Genomic DNA, 15959 nt, shown 5'->3' on the forward strand with positions numbered 1-15959 from the left:
CTAATCCTGTCAATGCGCCTCTGTGAGACGCTTTTCAAAAAAGGCGCTGTATTCAGAGTCCGGATAATCCAGGACCACACCGCAGCGCGTAAAACCCGAATTCTCATAAAGTCGCCACGCCCCAGCAAAACTGGAACCGATCCCCGTTTCCAGAACGAGATGAGAAACACCCTTGGCTTTCGCGAGGTCCTCAATCGCATCCACGAGAGCCGAGCCAACGCGATTGCCGCGCACTTCGGGACGCGTGAACATACGTTTCAACTCGCCGACGCCATCGTCGTGCATTTTCAGGGCGCCGCAGCCGACAGCCTTGCCTGCTTCGTCACGGGCCACGAGAACTGTAGTATGAGGTTCGGCCATTTGCTCGACGGTCATCCTGAACTGAAACTCCCGCGGGGAAAGCGGCTGTAGATGCGCGTTCAGTTGTTCGATCAACTCACGCACATCGTCCTGCAATGGGGTCTCGATCGAAACCCGAACAGCCATGACTTACTCCACGACCTTCGGCACGACAAAAAAATCCTCTTCCGTCACCGGCGCATTGGCGACCACGGCGGCAGCGATTCCGCCGTCGGTCACCTTGTCTTCGCGCAGACGCATCGTCATCGGCGTCACCGAGGTCATCGGCTCGACGCCATCGACATTGACTTCATTCAATTGCTCGACGAAGCCCAGAATTGCATTGAGCTCACCGGTCATGCGTTCGGCATCGTCCTCGCTGACGGCAATGCGCGCAAGATGCGCAACCCGCTTGACGGTGGAAATATCGACGGACATCCTGTTCTCCGCAAAAACTAAATCAATGAACGCTGGACAGGGGCGGCAAACTGCCACCCCAGAGGTTCTTTGTTATGGCTATAACGGTGCGCTTGTTGAAGCGCAACATTTCTTCAATCAGAAGCTATGAACGGTCCCTACCGGATCGGCCAGCACTTTTGTGCCCGGATGATCAGCCATGCCTGCAATGAATTTATCTGCTGTCTGGTCGATGATCGGGAACGAACCGTAATGGCAGGGCAGCACGGCCTTGAAGTTGAAATAGCGCTGGCATGCGAGCGCTGCAACCGCGCCGCCCATGGTGAAGCGGTCGCCAATCGGCACGATGCCGATTTCCGGCTGATGCAATTCGTTGATCAGCGCCATATCGGAGAAAATATCGGTATCACCCATATGATAAAGCGTCGGCGCATCCTCGAAATGGAACACCAGACCGTTCGGGTTACCCAGCGAATGCGACACGCCATCTTCCGTCTGCGTGGCGGAAGAATGCAGCGCATTAACGAAAGTGACCGTAAAGCCGTCATGCGCCTGCGTGCCGCCTGTATTGCCGGGATCGACTTTTTCCACGCCCCGGCGGGCAAGCCAGCTTGCCAGATCGGCATTGGCGATGACCGTCGCGCCCGTTTCCTTGGCAATGGCAATTGTATCGCCGGTATGATCGCCATGACCGTGGGTCAGCGCGACATGGGTGATGCCTCTGGTCGCTTCCTTGAGGTCGATCCCTTTCGCGCCCGGATTACCATTGATAAAGGGATCGATCAAAATAACTGCTTTGTCGGTTTCGACACGAAAGGCGGAATGGCCGAGCCAGGTGATTTTCATGAGCGTGCTCCTTACGTCTCGATTTCCATGTTCGGAACAGATATGACGCTTGCATATTTATAAGCAAGGTTGGATCACTTCAAAATCCGATGAGGACCAATGGCCGTTGTAGAAATCGATGAAATTCCGGCGCTCCTGAAGCCGGGGCAAACAATCGCAGGTCTGGATCTGGGCACCAAGACCATTGGGTTTGCCATTTCCGACCTTGGCCTTTCCTTCGCGCATCCCCGCCCGGTTATTAAACGCACCAAATTCACAATCGATGCACAGGTTCTGCTCAAAGCGCTGCAAGCCGACCGGGTGGGCGTCATTGTGATCGGTCTGCCGATGAATATGGACGGCAGTTCCGGTCCCCGCGTTCAGGCGACGCGGGCCTTCGTGCGCACCATGCAGCCGCTGACCGACCTGCCCTTCGTCTTCTGGGATGAGCGGCTTTCGACGGTCGCCGCCGAACGCGCATTGATCGGCATGGACGTATCGCGCGGCAAGCGCGCCGAACGCATCGATTCGGCTGCTGCCGCTTTTATCCTGCAAGGCGCGCTCGACCGGCTGCACGCGCTGCGTCGGCAGAGTGATTACGACGCCGGATAAAGCTGATCGAGAATGCGCACCGCATCGTGGCGCGCATCCAACATGCCATAGGTGCTGCGCCACTGACCACCGAGCCGCGTTTCGATGAAGGCGTCGGCAACATCATCCGCGCCAAGCTGGCGCAGTTCGGCAGCAGCCGCCGCATAAGCAAGCTGCTCCGTCAAAAGCCGCGCCACGCCCTGATCGCTTTCGGTCAATTGCAAGGCCGCACGCAACACGTCGATGGTGCCCTGCCCGCGAGGCCCAAGCTGTCCACCGATCCATTCCAGCACATCATCGAATAGCGACGGCGCACGCGACAGAACGCGTGCCACGTCCAGCGCCATGACATTGCCGGAACCTTCCCAGATGGCATTGACCGGCGCTTCACGATAGGCTCGCGCCAGATTTCCGTCCTCGATATAGCCATTGCCGCCAAGACATTCCATGGCTTCATAAAGCAGCGCGGGCGCTGTCTTGCAGACCCAGTATTTGACCACCGGTGTCATGGTGCGGGCAAAGGCCGCCTCGGCACGGTCGCTCGCGGCCATATCAAAGGCACGGGCGAGCCTCATCGAAAGTGCGGTCGCGCCGGCTACATCGAGCGCCATATCGGCCAGAACGCGGTTCATTAGCGGCTGTTCGATGAGCGGTTTCCCGAATACCTGACGGTGACGGCTGTGATGCACCGCCTCGGCGAGCCCCACCCGCATCAATCCGGCAGAGGCCACCGCACAATCGAGCCGCGTCAGCGTCACCATATCCATGATAGTCTTCACGCCATCGCCCGGATTGCCGATCATATGGCCGAGCGCGCCGTCGAATTCGACTTCCGACGAGGCATTCGATCTATTGCCGAGCTTGTCTTTCAGGCGCAGGAGTAGAAAACCGTTGCCAGTTCCTTTCTCCGTCATGCGCGGCACGAGAAAGCAGGATAAGCCCTCTTTCACTTGCGCCAGCACCAGAAAAGCGTCTGACATCGGCGCAGACATGAACCATTTATGGCCGGTCAGCCGCCATGCGCCGCCAATAGCCGGTTCGGCGCGAGTCGTGTTGGCACGCAAATCCGTACCGCCCTGCTTTTCCGTCATCGCCATGCCGAGCGTCACGCCATGCTTGGCGAGTGCCGGCTTCTGCGCAAAATCATATCTGCGCGACATCACCGCAGGCGACCATTGCTTATAAAGCTCCGGCGAGGCCATGAGAGCCGCAAGCGATGCGCTTGTCATGGTCAGTGGGCACAGGTGCCCTGCCTCCAGTTGCGCAGTCAGGTAAAAACGTGCGGCGCGGGCCTGATGGCGGCGACCGCTTTCCAGCGGGTTGTCTTCCCAGATCGAGCAATGCAACCCCTGCGCAATCGAGCGGCGCATCAGCGCATGATAGGCCGGGTGGTATTCGACCACATCAATGCGGTTGCCCTGCCGGTCATGCGTGCGCAACTTCGGCAATTCCGTATTGGCCAGACGCGCCATGTCCTGCGCTTCCACCGAAAGGACGAAACGCCCGGTCTGCTCCAGTTCGCCATGCAGTTCCTTCGGAAAACGGGCTGCCATCTGCATCAGAAGCGGATCGCCCAGATATGCATTGGTGCCGGTCATCGGCGGCGTCTGGTTGGTAACTTCGTGCGTTTTCAAAGGTTCGTCCCGTCCGTCTTGAATCAAATCGTTGCAAGCTTCTTGCATCTAATCGCTAAAATTACGTCATTCCAATCTCGATTCCGACCTCAAAGGCGCAGCTTTTTCTTGGGGAATCGCTCATCGCCGTTATAAGGGGAGTTGCGGGGCCTGTCTCATGGTCCTATAGGGGTGACTTGCCATGATAAAAGAACCGGCCTCTCCGCTTTTCCTTCACCGCCACCTGCTTGGCATCAAGGGCCTATCGCCCCTGGACATTCTCTGCCTTCTTGATCTCGCCGATCAGGAAATTGCCGTTTCCCGGCAACCGGAGAAGAAAAAGTCCGTGCTGCGCGGTCGCACGCAAATCAACCTTTTCTTCGAAGCATCGACGCGAACGCAATCCTCGTTCGAACTGGCCGGAAAACGGCTGGGCGCTGATGTGATGAATATGTCGGTCGGCAATTCGTCGGTCAAGAAGGGCGAAACCCTGATCGACACCGCCATGACGCTGAACGCGATGCAGCCGGATATTCTGGTGATCCGCCATGCCTCGGCAGGCGCTGCCGCACTTCTGGCGCAAAAAGTCGGCTGCTCGGTGGTCAATGCCGGCGACGGCGCGCATGAACATCCAACTCAGGCCCTTCTCGATGCGTTGACCATCCGTCGCGCCAAGGGGCAAATCGAAAATCTGGTCGTCGCCATCTGCGGTGACGTGCTGCATTCTCGCGTGGCGCGCTCCAACATCATTCTCCTTAACGCGCTGGGCGCAAGGGTGCGGGTAGTTGCGCCTTCCACGCTTCTGCCCTCCGGCATGGCCGATATGAGCGTCGAGGTCTTCAATTCCATGGAAGAAGGGCTGAAAGACGCCGATGTCGTCATGATGCTGCGCCTTCAGCGTGAGCGTATGGCTGGCTCCTTCGTGCCTTCGGTACGCGAATATTTCCACTTCTATGGGCTTGATAAGGAAAAGCTCAAAATCGCCAAACCTGACGCACTCGTCATGCATCCCGGCCCGATGAATCGTGGCGTCGAAATCGCTTCCGACGTCGCCGACGGACCGCAGAGCATGATCCAGCAACAGGTGGAAATGGGCGTCGCCGTGCGCATGGCCGTAATGGAAGCGCTGCTCGACCCGCGCCGCAATGGAGAACAGTCATGAGCGCCATCCTGTTTGAAAATGCGCGTATCGTTGATCCCTCGCGTGGTCTCGATGAAACCGGTAGCCTGCTGATCCGCGACGGCAAAATCGTGGCCGCTGGCAGCGATGCTCGTAATCAGGGCGCGCCGGAAGGTGCCGAAATCGTCGATCTCAATGGCATGGCCATCCTGCCCGGTCTGGTCGATGCACGGGTTTTTGTCGGCGAACCCGGTGCCGAGCACCGCGAAACCATCGCCTCGGCCAGCCAGGCGGCGGCGGCAGGCGGCGTCACCTCCATTATTATGATGCCCGATACCGATCCGGTCATTGATGATGTTGCATTAGTGGAATTCGTCAAGCGCACCGCACGTGACACCGCTATCGTCAATGTGCATCCCGCAGCGGCCATTACCAAGGGCCTGCACGGCGAGGAAATGACCGAATTCGGCCTGCTGCGTGAAGCAGGTGCGGTTGCCTTCACCGATGGCCGTCATACGATTGCCAACACTCAAATCATGCGTCGTGCACTGACCTATGCGCGCGATTTCGGCGCTGTCCTCGCTTGTGAGGCGCGCGATCCTTATCTCGGCGCAAACGGCGTCATGAATGAAGGGCTGTTTGCAAGCTGGCTCGGACTTTCGGGAAGCCCGCGTGAGGCGGAAGTCATTCCGTTGGAGCGCGATTTGCGACTCGCCGCGCTGACCAACAGCAATTATCACGCCGCGCAACTTTCCTGCGCCATGTCGGCGGATGCCATGCGCCGCGCCAAAGAACGAGGCGGACAAGTCACGGCAGGTGTTTCCATCAATCACCTGTCGCTCAACGAGAACGATATCGGTGAATTCCGCACCTTCTTCCGTCTGTCACCGCCATTGCGCAGCGAGGAAGATCGGCTTGCCATGGTCGAGGCGGTGAAAAATGGCACCATCGACATCGTGGTTTCCGCGCATGATCCGCAGGATGTCGACACCAAGCGCCTGCCGTTTTCGGACGCGGAAGCGGGTGCCATCGGACTGGAAACCCTGCTTGCCGCAGCGCTCCGCCTTTACCACAATGACAGCATTCCGTTGTTGCGTCTCGCAGAAGTGTTATCCACCGCGCCTGCAAAAATCTTCGGTCTCGATGCCGGTACGCTGAAACCCGGCGCAAGCGCCGATCTCGCCATCGTCGATCTGGACGAACCGTGGGTCGTGCGGGAGGAGGACCTGCATTCGCGCTCGAAGAACAGTTGTTTTGAAAACGCACGCTTTCAAGGACGGGTTGTCCGCACGATAGTCGCTGGCAAAACCGTTTACTCAGCTTGAAAAACACCGCATAACCCGAAACAATCAATCGTGAATTCCGGGCAGCGGAATCAAAATAACAGGGGACGTTCATGGCAGAACCAGGATTCCTAAGCGTGGCGCTCTTGGGCGCATTCGTCTTTGGCTATTTTCTTGGCTCCATTCCGTTCGGGTTGATTTTGACGCGACTTGCGGGTCTAGGCGATGTGCGGTCCATAGGTTCGGGCAATATTGGCGCAACCAATGTGCTGCGCACCGGAAACAAGAAACTCGCCGCAGCAACGCTGCTTCTCGATGCGCTCAAGGGAACCGCCGCAGTTCTCATCGCTTCGCGATTCGGCCCCTATGCAGCCATCTGCGCGGGCTTTGGCGCCTTTATCGGTCATCTTTTCCCGGTCTGGATCGGGTTCAAGGGCGGCAAGGGTGTCGCTACATATCTGGGTATCCTGATCGGGCTGGCCTGGCCCGGCGCGCTGGTTTTCGCGGCTGCATGGATCGTAACCGCACTCCTGACGCGCTACTCGTCTCTGGCCGCGCTCATCGCCAGCGTCATCGTTCCGGCGGCTCTTTTTCTCAGGGGCGACCACGCGATTGCAGCCTTGTTCGCGCTTATGACCGTGCTCATTTTCATCAAGCATCGGACTAATATTTCCCGGCTTTTAAGCGGCGCCGAAAGTAAAATCGGAGCCAAGGGATGAAGGAAGGTGCGAATTCAAAAGCAGGAATTCGCCTTTCCCATCGTCAGCGGCTCAACTGGCTGCGCCTCATCCGGACCGACAATATCGGCCCAGTCACTTTCCGTGATCTGATCCTGTTTTGCGGATCGGCGTCCAGCGCGATCGAAATGCTGCCGGATTTGAATATTCGTGGTGGCAGCGCTCGTCCCATCCGGGTCGTGTCCATGGATGATGCGGAACGGGAACTCGAAGCCATCGAACGCGCGGGCGCCCGCCTTGTCGGGATGGGCGAACCGGATTATCCGCCACAACTCAAAAACTGCGAAGCGCCGCCGCCCCTTGTCATCATCAAGGGAAATGCTTCCGTTTTTCACAAGCCTCCCGTGGCCATAGTCGGTTCACGCAACGCGTCCGTGGTAGGCGCGCGATTTACAGAACAACTGGCGCACGATCTGGGCGAATCAGGGTTTGCCATTATCTCCGGCCTTGCACGGGGTATCGATGCTGCCGCCCATCGCGCAAGCATCGATACCGGAACCGTGGCCGTACTTGCAGGGGGGCTTGATCGCCCTTATCCGCCTGAAAATCTTTCACTCTATCATGCCATCGCGGAACAGGGCGGCGCCCTGATAACCGAAATGCCCATGGGGGCCGAACCGCGTTCGCGCGATTTCCCGCGTCGCAATCGCATTATCGCTGCGCTTTCACTCGGACTGGTGGTCGTCGAGGCCGCCGAACGTTCGGGATCACTGATCAGCGCACGAATGGCCGGAGAAATGGGGCGTACAGTGTTTGCCGTTCCCGGATCGCCGCTCGATCCACGAGCCAAGGGGACGAACCTGCTCCTCAAACAGGGCGCGACACTCGTGACCGGGGCCGCCGACATTATCGAGACGGTGATGCCGCTCACAGGGGCTTACGACAAGACCTCCCATCTGTGCGAACAACCCGCTCTACCGATCCAACTTGCACCAGAGCCGGAACAGTTCCAGGCAGTTGCCAGCGAGAACGAGCGCGACATCATCGTGGATGCGTTGGGACCGGTTCCGACAGATATCGATTCACTGGTGCGCCATACAGGAATAGAAACCGGCACAATCCAGCTGGTTTTGCTTGAACTGGATCTCGCGGGACGGCTGAACCGCTATCCCGGCAATCGGATTGCCCTGGTTCCGATTACAGAGAACCATTAGCACCAAATTAACAGGTCCTGATCCTAATGCTGGTTTCTGTGTTGCGCGTCTCCCGCGCTTCGAGCAGCGCCATTTCGATCATATATGCCAGCAACGGTTGGTCGGCATTCTTTGCCATATCCCCAAGCTGCTCCAGCATTTGCTCTATATATAGCAAAGTGTCATAGTGAGTCGTTGTTCCGATTTTTCCATCGTTCTCGGCATTGGGTGTGCCAGCCATTTCATTCATGAAAATCTCCGACGGATCGATTCAGGCATACTTTATCGCGTGTAAAACTACCACTGGTTACATATGTCGTAATAGCAATCATAAGTTGTATTTGCTGAATTTTGTCCTCTCGCTCTTGACCAAACGCCGCCCGCTGTTCATGTGATGGCAACGAATTTCTCGCGGGAAGGAGGTATTTTATCTCCATGGGACGCGAATCTGGGTTGCTTTAAATGAACGTCGTTGTTGTCGAATCGCCTGCCAAGGCTAAAACCATCAATAAGTATCTGGGCTCGGACTATAAAGTCCTGGCCTCGTTCGGTCATGTCCGCGACCTGCCGGCCAAGGACGGCTCCGTACGGCCCGACGAAGATTTTGCCATGTCGTGGGAGGTCGATAGCAATTCGTCCAAGCGGCTTGCCGACATTGTCAGAGCGCTGAAAGACAGTGACGGCATCATTCTCGCAACCGACCCGGATCGCGAAGGTGAAGCCATCTCATGGCATGTGCTCGAAGTGCTCAACCAGAAGAAGGCGCTCAAGGGCAAGACGGTAAAGCGTGTGGCTTTCAACGCCATCACCAAGAAAGCCGTTCTGGACGCCATTGCCAATCCGCGTGATATTGACGAGCCCTTGGTGGATGCCTATCTGGCCCGCCGCGCCCTCGACTATCTCGTCGGCTTCACGCTCTCTCCCGTTTTGTGGCGCAAGCTTCCCGGCGCTCGCTCGGCTGGCCGTGTTCAATCCGTTGCGCTGCGACTGGTAGCCGACCGTGAGGCGGAAATCGAACGCTTTATCCGCGAGGAATACTGGAATATCGCCGCGCTTTTGAAAACGCCGCGCAACGACAGTTTTACCGCCCGCCTCACCGTCGTTGACGGCAAGAAGCTCGGCAAGCTCGACATCAAGAACGGCGAGCAGGCGACTGCGATCCGTACCATGCTTGAAGGCGCGAGCTTCAACGCCCTTTCCGTTGAAGCAAAGCCGACCAAGCGCAATCCCGGCCCTCCTTTCACCACCTCGACGCTGCAACAGGCAGCATCCGGGCAGCTTGGCTTTACGGCATCGCGCACAATGCAGGTCGCGCAGCGTCTTTACGAAGGCGTCGACATTGGCGGCGAAACAGCCGGCCTCATTACCTATATGCGTACGGATGGCGTGCAGATGGCGCCGGAAGCCATCAGTGCGGCCCGCGACGCCATCGGCAAGAGTTTCGGTGCGAAATACGTACCTGAAAAGCCGCGCTATTATTCCAGCAAGGCGAAAAACGCGCAGGAAGCCCACGAAGCCATCCGCCCAACGGACTTCTTACGCCATCCGAAGGATGTGCGCCGCTATCTCGATGATGATCAGGCCCGGCTTTACGAACTGGTCTGGAAACGCGCCATCGCCAGCCAGATGCAGGCAGCCGATATCGAACGCACGACCGTCGATATCGAAGCCGTCAACGGCTCGCGTTCCGCGATGCTGCGCGCCAATGGTTCGGTGACGAAATTCGACGGCTTCCTCGCTGCTTATATGGACCATCGCGAGGAAGAGGACGACGACGAGGATAGCGCAAAGCTGCCGGAAATCCGCTCCGGCGAAGCTGTGGCGCGGGAAAAAATCGATGCGACCCAGCATTCGACAGAACCGCCTCCGCGTTATTCCGAAGCCTCGCTCATCAAGAAAATGGAAGAGCTGGGCATCGGTCGCCCTTCGACCTATGCGGCAACGCTGGCAACCTTGCGTGACCGTGAATATATCACGATAGACAAGCGCAAGCTTATTCCCGAGCCGAAGGGGCGACTGGTCACGGCGTTTCTCGAGAGCTTCTTCGAACGCTATGTGGAATATGACTTCACGGCGGATCTCGAGGAAAAGCTCGACCTGATTTCCGATGGCAAGCTTTCCTGGAAAGACGTGTTGCGTGACTTCTGGCGCGATTTCTCCGGCTCGGTCGATGATATCAAGGAGCTGCGTGTCACCAATGTTCTGGACGCGCTGAACGAAGAGCTTGCACCGCTTGTGTTCCCGGCACGCGAAGACGGCAGCGATCCCCGCTCCTGCCCGACTTGCGGTACAGGCACACTGTCGCTGAAGCTTGGCAAATACGGCGCATTCGTTGGCTGCTCCAACTATCCGGAGTGTAAATATACGCGTCAGCTCGGCGGTGACGCCAACGGTGAGGCGTCGGCTTCCGACGAGCCAAAATCTCTCGGCAAGGACCCGTTCACGGGCGAAGAAATCACTGCGCGGACGGGACGTTTTGGTCCTTATGTCCAGCGTGGCGAAGGCAAGGAAGCCAAGCGCGCAAGCCTGCCGAAAGGCTGGACGCCGGATTCGCTCAATCACGAAAAAGCCGTAGCGCTTCTGTCGTTGCCGCGCGATATCGGCGCACACCCGGAAACCGGCAAGATGATCTCCGCGGGCATCGGGCGCTATGGTCCCTATGTCAGCCACGATGGCACCTTCGCCAATCTGGAAAATGCAGAGGAAGTCTTTTCGGTTGGCCTCAACCGCGCTGTCTCCGTGCTCGCCGACAAACAGGCGAAGGGCGGCGGTCGCGGCCGGTCGACACCCGCCGCTCTTGCCACGCTCGGCGATCACCCGGATGGTGGTGCCATCACTGTGCGCGACGGTCGTTACGGACTCTATGTCAATTGGGGCAAGGTGAACGCCACTCTGCCGAAGGGCAAGGACCCGGCCAGCGTGACATTGGAAGAAGCGCTGGAACTGATCGTGGCAAAGGCAGGCTCGAGCAAGAAAAAGGCTCCCGCACGCAAAGCTGCGGCAAGTTCGGAAAAGAAAAGCACCGCGAAAAAACCGGCTGCGAAAAAGGCGCCCGCAAAGGCCAAATCGAAAGTCAAGGCCAAGGCTGGAGCCGAGGCAGCAGAGGAGTAGCAATTGGCACGCCGCTTTCCCAAATCCGATACCGGCCGGTCCGCACGGACCGAACGGCGTGCTACCAAGGCAAGGTCGGGCGACGTCAGGAACGATCCAACCGCGTTTCTGCCGACCCGTGAAGAGGTCCTTAAATATATTGAGGAAAATCCAGATCGAGCAGGCAAGCGCGAACTGGCGAAAGCCTTCAACATCAAGGGCGATGCGCGGGTCTATCTCAAGGATCTTCTACGCGAACTGGCCTATGAGGGGCTCGTTGAAAAGCGTGCGCGCAAGCTTTCGCGTCCTGGCTCACTGCCTTCCGTCACGGTTCTCGACATCACTGGTCGCGACGAGGATGGTGGCCTGCTTGCCCGCCCGTCCGAATGGGACGAAGCCGGACACGGCAAGCCTCCGCTCGTTCTGATCCGCCGCACCCGGCTCAACAAGGCTTCCGATGGCGGCCCCGCGGTTGGTGTCGGCGATCGCGTACTGGCAAAAATATTTCGCAATGAGGACCGTGAAGGACCCGACTATACCGCCCGCGTGATGAAGCGCCTCGAACATCGCACGAATGCGGTGCTCGGCATTGTGCGCAAGCTTGACAGCGGTGAATGGCGTCTGGAGCCTGCGGACCGAAAGCAGGCGGAAGTGCAACTTGATCCAGCACAGCTCGCCAACGCCGAGAGCGGCGATCTGGTCGAGGTGGAGCTGCTTTCTTCCCGCCGCTACGGTCTGCCGCGCGGCAAGGTCCTGCAGGTGATCGGCTCGATCGACAGCGAGAAGGCTCTGTCGATGATTGCGATCCACGAGCATGAAATCCCGCATATTTTTCCGAACGAGGCGATCAGCGAAGCAGAATCGGCGAAACCCGCGACACTCGAAGGACGGGAAGACTGGCGCGACATTCCGCTCCTTACCATCGACCCTGCGGACGCGAAGGACCACGACGACGCCGTCTATGCCGAGCCGGATAAAGACCCCGAAAATCCCGGCGGGCAAATCGTGATCGTGGCGATTGCCGATGTCGCTGCCTATGTCCGTTCCGGTTCCGCGCTAGATCGTGAAGCACGAAAGCGCGGCAATTCCGTCTATTTCCCCGACCGCGTCGTGCCGATGCTGCCGGAGCGGATTTCGAACAATCTCTGTTCGCTGCGTGAACAGGAAGAACGCCCCGCTCTCGCGGTGCGTATGGTTTTCGCCGCCGATGGACGCAAGAGATCGCATAAATTCCACCGCGTCATGATGAAATCGTCGGCAAAGCTTAGCTATACGCAGGCGCAAGCCGCGATTGATGGCGCACCTGACGAGAAGACGTCTCCGATTCTCGACGGCATCCTGAAACCGCTGTGGGACGCCTATGCCGTACTGAAACGCGGACGGGAAAAACGGGAACCGCTTGAACTCGATCTGCCCGAAAAGAAGATACTTCTGACACCAGAAGGCAAGGTAGACAAGGTCATTGTGCCCGAACGGCTCGATGCGCATAAGCTTATCGAAGAGTTCATGATTCAGGCCAATGTTGCCGCCGCCGAAACACTGGAAGCGCGTCGCCAACCACTGGTTTTCCGCATTCACGACGCCCCTGCGCTCGCCAAGCAGGAGACCCTGCGCGAGTTCCTGCGCACCCTCGATCTGAGCCTCGCCAAGGGCGCGGAGCTGCAGCCCGCGCAATTCAACCGGATTCTTGAGGCTGTGGAAGGTTCCGACCATCAGGAACTGGTCAATCAGGTGGTGCTGCGCACACAGAGCCAGGCTGAATACAGCCCCGATAATATCGGGCATTTCGGCCTTCATTTGCACCGCTACGCACATTTCACTTCACCTATCCGACGCTATGCGGACTTGATCGTGCACCGGGCCTTGATCAAGGCCCTGAACCTCGGAAACGACGGTCTGACCACGGACGAGGAAGCCAACCTGGAAGAAATTTCAGCGTTGATCTCGTCAACGGAGCGCCGCGCCATGCTGGCCGAACGCGAAACAGTGGACCGCCTGATTGCGCATTTTCTCGCTTCGCATCTCGGCGACGAATATGAAGGGCGCGTTACAGGCGTTACAAGAGCCGGTCTTTTCGTCAACCTTGCGACATATGGCGCGGATGGTCTGGTACCCATTTCAACTTTGGGACAAGAATACTATCTATATGATGAAGCGAACCATGCGATCGCCGGGGAGCGGAGCGGCAAAGGCTTCCGGCTTGGCGATACGGTTACGGTTCGGCTTGTTGAGGCGCTCCCCGTTGCGGGCGCGCTTCGTTTTGAGATGGTTTCGGAACCGCACCCTCTGCCAATGTCGACGCGCTCGCACCACAAGGCCAGCCGGACGATGCGTGGGAGAAGGGGCAAACCCGCGGGCATACCGCGTCAGAAGAGAAGAGGTCGCTGATGAGCACGCTAGAGGCCAATTCCACCCAGAACGTTCAGGTGTTTGGCATGGAAAGCTCCAAGGCAGCGCATCCAAAGCGCGCTTTGGGCGAAGCCATGTGGCGCGGTTTCCGCAGCCGCTGCCCCCATTGCGGCGAAGGAAAGCTTTTCCGCGCATTCGTAAAGCCGGTGGCGCAGTGTTCGGTCTGCAATGAAGACTATACAGAACAGCGTGCCGACGATCTTCCCGCCTATCTTACCATTCTGATCGTCGGACACATAGTCGTGGGCGCGTTCATGGGCGTGGAAGCGACGACCAACCTGCCCCTCTGGGCCCATATGGCGATCTGGGGTCCGCTGACCGTTATCATGTCGCTGCTGCTGTTGCAGCCGATCAAGGGGGCGACCATAGGTCTGCAATGGGCGCTGTACATGCATGGGTTCGGGGGCAAGGGCGAAGGCGAATACGGCGACGTGACCTGAACGCCGCCATGGTTCAGTCATCATCTACCCCAGCCGGTCCCGCAAAGACGCTGCGCCCTCGTGACGCGGCATCCCTGCTTCTCGTGGACAGATCCGGGAAGACGCCGCGTATCCTCATGGGACGACGTCATCCAAGCCTGGTCTTCATGCCGGGGAAGTTCGTTTTTCCCGGCGGACGGACAGACCGGGCCGACGGCACGATCAGGGCTGCGACCGAATTGTGTCCCCCCGACGCCGAAAAGCTTCTGGCCGGGATGGGCGTTCGGGCATCCATGCGCCGGGCGCGAGCGCTCGGTCTTTGCGCCATTCGCGAGACATTCGAGGAAACCGGGCTTCGTCTCGGCTACGCAGCCCCGGAGCCGATTACGCCTCCGGGGCAAACCGACTGGCGAGCCTTTTTCGATAACGGCATGTTGCCGGCGCTGGATAGCTTGCGATATTTCGCGCGAGCGGTAACTCCGCCTGACAATGTCCGCCGCTTCGATACGCGCTTTTTCATGGCTTTTCGTGATGATATCCCGGAACTGGACCGGCAGCCCCTTGTTCCCAGTGGCGAACTGGAAGATCTGGACTGGGTTTCCATCGACGATACCGATAAACTCGACGTTGTACACATTACTCAGGCGATCCTGAAAGAGGCCCGCGCGCTCCTGACGGATAACAGCCTTCAACTACCAGCCATTTTACCCGTGACACAATATAGCAAGCGACATGGCCGCTTTGTTCGCGAAGTGATCTGAACCCGATGAATAAAGAAATTCACCCCGCCGATCTTGTCCCGCAGGAGCCAGTTGGCGGGCCGGCGCAGGGCCAGATGCATTGGCGTTCACTTGCGGCCGCGATCGCAACGATCAGTGCCGTGGGAGCCGCAATCGGCCTGGGCATCCCCCTGTTGAGCGTTCTCCTGGAAAGCCGCGGCCATACGGCAAGCCTGATCGGTGCCAATACGGCGGTAGCAGGCCTGGCGTCCATTGCCGCCGCGCCCCTTGCCGCCCCGATTGCCGCGCGACTGGGCGTGGTCAAAGCGATATTTCTGATGCTTCTCATCGGGAGCGCGGCCTTTCTCGGCTTTCACTTCTTTCAGCCGCTCTGGGCATGGTTTGCGCTGCGCATCGTCCTGCATTTTGCGTTAACGGTGCTTTTCGTGCTCTCCGAATACTGGATCAATGCCTCCGCGCCGCCAGAAAAGCGTGGGCTGGTGCTCGGAATCTATTCCACATCGCTCTCGCTTGGCTTTGCACTTGGCCCCTGGCTTTTCTCGAAAATCGGAAGTACCGGTGGCCTGCCTTTCTATGTCGGCTTTGCCATCATCATGATCGCCCTCATACCGGTCGCAATCGCATGGCGTGACAGCCCGGATTTCGAGGAGGGCGAACACGTCCCGTTCCTCCCCTTCATATTTGCCGTCCCGACGGCGACAATGGCGGTCTTCGTCTTCGGCGCGGTGGAGACTGGCGGCTTCGCGCTCTTTCCGGTTTTCGGTGCGCGCATCGGCTATCCCGAGGCCGACGCTGCCCTGCTGTTGACCATGATCGGCCTTGGCAATGTGTTGTTGCAGATTCCTCTCGGTATCGTCAGCGACCGCATTTCCGATCGCCGCAAACTTCTGTTTTTCTGCGCAGCGACCGGGTTGATCGGTATGATCGCCCTGCCTTATCTCATGCAGCACTGGTATCTGATGGCCGGCATCCTGTTCCTGTGGGGCGGTGTGGTCGCCGGTCTCTATACGGTCGGTCTCGCCCATCTCGGTTCGGAACTGACGGGACGTGAACTTGCGTCGGCCAATGCGGCCTTTGTTTTCTGCTACGCCATCGGTATGCTTGCAGGACCGCAGGCAGTCGGTGTTGGAATGGATATGCTGGGGCCGAAAGGTTTCCCCATGACGCTCAGCATATTTTTTGCGGCATATGCGCTCTTTGCAGCGGTAAGGTTGCTTTTGCGGAAGAAGCGGACTTGACTTTT

The 15959-nt window shown here is 58.4% G+C and carries 15 protein-coding genes; 10 read left to right on the forward strand and 5 right to left on the reverse strand.

The annotated features are described in order from the left end of the window. Positions 1 to 9: 9 nt before the first annotated feature. From FHS76_RS12925 to FHS76_RS12935, 3 genes are all read right to left on the reverse strand, one after another. The gene (locus tag FHS76_RS12925) at positions 10 to 486 is read right to left on the reverse strand and encodes a GNAT family N-acetyltransferase (RefSeq protein ID WP_183653133.1); all 477 of its coding nucleotides are present in this window, start codon (positions 484 to 486) and stop codon (positions 10 to 12) included. Positions 487 to 489: 3 nt separating this feature from the next. Further along, positions 490 to 777 (reverse strand): Asp-tRNA(Asn)/Glu-tRNA(Gln) amidotransferase subunit GatC, encoded by a 288-nt coding sequence (gene gatC / locus FHS76_RS12930; protein ID WP_183653136.1) that lies wholly within the window; start codon positions 775 to 777, stop codon positions 490 to 492. 117 nt (positions 778 to 894) lie between these two features. Continuing rightward, positions 895 to 1602, reverse strand: a complete 708-nt coding sequence (locus tag FHS76_RS12935) for a metal-dependent hydrolase (protein WP_183653138.1) — start codon at positions 1600 to 1602, stop codon at positions 895 to 897. A 99-nt stretch (positions 1603 to 1701) separates the two neighbouring features. On the opposite strand from FHS76_RS12935, the gene ruvX reads away from it, so the two are divergent. Next, positions 1702 to 2193, forward strand: a complete 492-nt coding sequence (gene ruvX, locus FHS76_RS12940; protein WP_183653140.1) for a Holliday junction resolvase RuvX — start codon at positions 1702 to 1704, stop codon at positions 2191 to 2193. Here the strand turns inward: ruvX and FHS76_RS12945 are convergent. Beyond that, positions 2178 to 3806, reverse strand: a complete 1629-nt coding sequence (locus tag FHS76_RS12945) for an acyl-CoA dehydrogenase family protein (protein ID WP_183653142.1) — start codon at positions 3804 to 3806, stop codon at positions 2178 to 2180. The two genes, ruvX and FHS76_RS12945, sit on opposite strands and share 16 nt — an antisense overlap. Positions 3807 to 3987: 181 nt before the next feature. Here FHS76_RS12945 and FHS76_RS12950 point away from each other — a divergent pair, with 181 nt between their 5' ends. The 4 genes from FHS76_RS12950 (at position 3988) to dprA (ending at position 8079) form a co-directional block, all read left to right on the forward strand. Further along, positions 3988 to 4947, forward strand: coding sequence for an aspartate carbamoyltransferase catalytic subunit (locus FHS76_RS12950; protein ID WP_183653144.1), 960 nt, complete (start codon positions 3988 to 3990; stop codon positions 4945 to 4947). Continuing rightward, on the forward strand, positions 4944 to 6230 hold the full coding sequence (locus FHS76_RS12955; RefSeq protein WP_183653147.1) for a dihydroorotase: 1287 nt from the start codon (positions 4944 to 4946) through the stop codon (positions 6228 to 6230). The genes FHS76_RS12950 and FHS76_RS12955 overlap by 4 nt, the downstream gene beginning before the upstream one ends. A gap of 71 nt (positions 6231 to 6301) precedes the next feature. After that, entirely contained in the window at positions 6302 to 6907 is a 606-nt protein-coding gene (gene plsY / locus FHS76_RS12960) for a glycerol-3-phosphate 1-O-acyltransferase PlsY (RefSeq protein ID WP_183653149.1), read from the forward strand. Beyond that, entirely contained in the window at positions 6904 to 8079 is a 1176-nt protein-coding gene (gene dprA, locus FHS76_RS12965; RefSeq protein ID WP_183653152.1) for a DNA-processing protein DprA, read from the forward strand. Before plsY ends, dprA begins: the two co-directional genes overlap by 4 nt. Positions 8080 to 8086: 7 nt before the next feature. Here dprA and FHS76_RS12970 read toward each other — a convergent pair whose 3' ends face one another. Then, positions 8087 to 8308: a hypothetical protein gene (locus tag FHS76_RS12970; RefSeq protein WP_235992658.1), complete on the reverse strand. Its 222-nt coding sequence runs from the start codon at positions 8306 to 8308 to the stop codon at positions 8087 to 8089. Between the two features lie 212 nt (positions 8309 to 8520). On the opposite strand from FHS76_RS12970, the gene topA reads away from it, so the two are divergent. The 5 genes from topA to FHS76_RS12995 all read left to right on the forward strand — a co-directional run bounded on the left by topA (position 8521) and on the right by FHS76_RS12995 (position 15954). Continuing rightward, complete coding sequence (gene topA / locus FHS76_RS12975) at positions 8521 to 11169, forward strand: type I DNA topoisomerase (protein ID WP_183653155.1); 2649 nt, start codon at positions 8521 to 8523, stop codon at positions 11167 to 11169. A 3-nt stretch (positions 11170 to 11172) separates the two neighbouring features. Further along, positions 11173 to 13536, forward strand: coding sequence for a ribonuclease R (rnr, locus tag FHS76_RS12980; protein WP_183653158.1), 2364 nt, complete (start codon positions 11173 to 11175; stop codon positions 13534 to 13536). After that, a complete protein-coding gene (locus tag FHS76_RS12985) occupies positions 13536 to 13997 on the forward strand; it encodes a DUF983 domain-containing protein (protein ID WP_183653161.1) in 462 nt (153 codons plus the stop codon). The genes rnr and FHS76_RS12985 overlap by 1 nt, the downstream gene beginning before the upstream one ends. A gap of 8 nt (positions 13998 to 14005) precedes the next feature. Next, positions 14006 to 14737: an NUDIX hydrolase gene (locus FHS76_RS12990; protein ID WP_183653164.1), complete on the forward strand. Its 732-nt coding sequence runs from the start codon at positions 14006 to 14008 to the stop codon at positions 14735 to 14737. Positions 14738 to 14811: 74 nt separating this feature from the next. After that, positions 14812 to 15954 carry an MFS transporter gene (locus tag FHS76_RS12995; protein ID WP_183653466.1) on the forward strand — a complete coding sequence of 381 codons (1143 nt, stop codon included), beginning with the start codon at positions 14812 to 14814 and terminating at the stop codon, positions 15952 to 15954. The last annotated feature ends 5 nt before the right edge of the window (positions 15955 to 15959 follow it).

Source organism: Brucella daejeonensis, from assembly GCF_014199265.1.
In the GTDB taxonomy this organism is placed as follows: domain Bacteria; phylum Pseudomonadota; class Alphaproteobacteria; order Rhizobiales; family Rhizobiaceae; genus Brucella; species Brucella daejeonensis.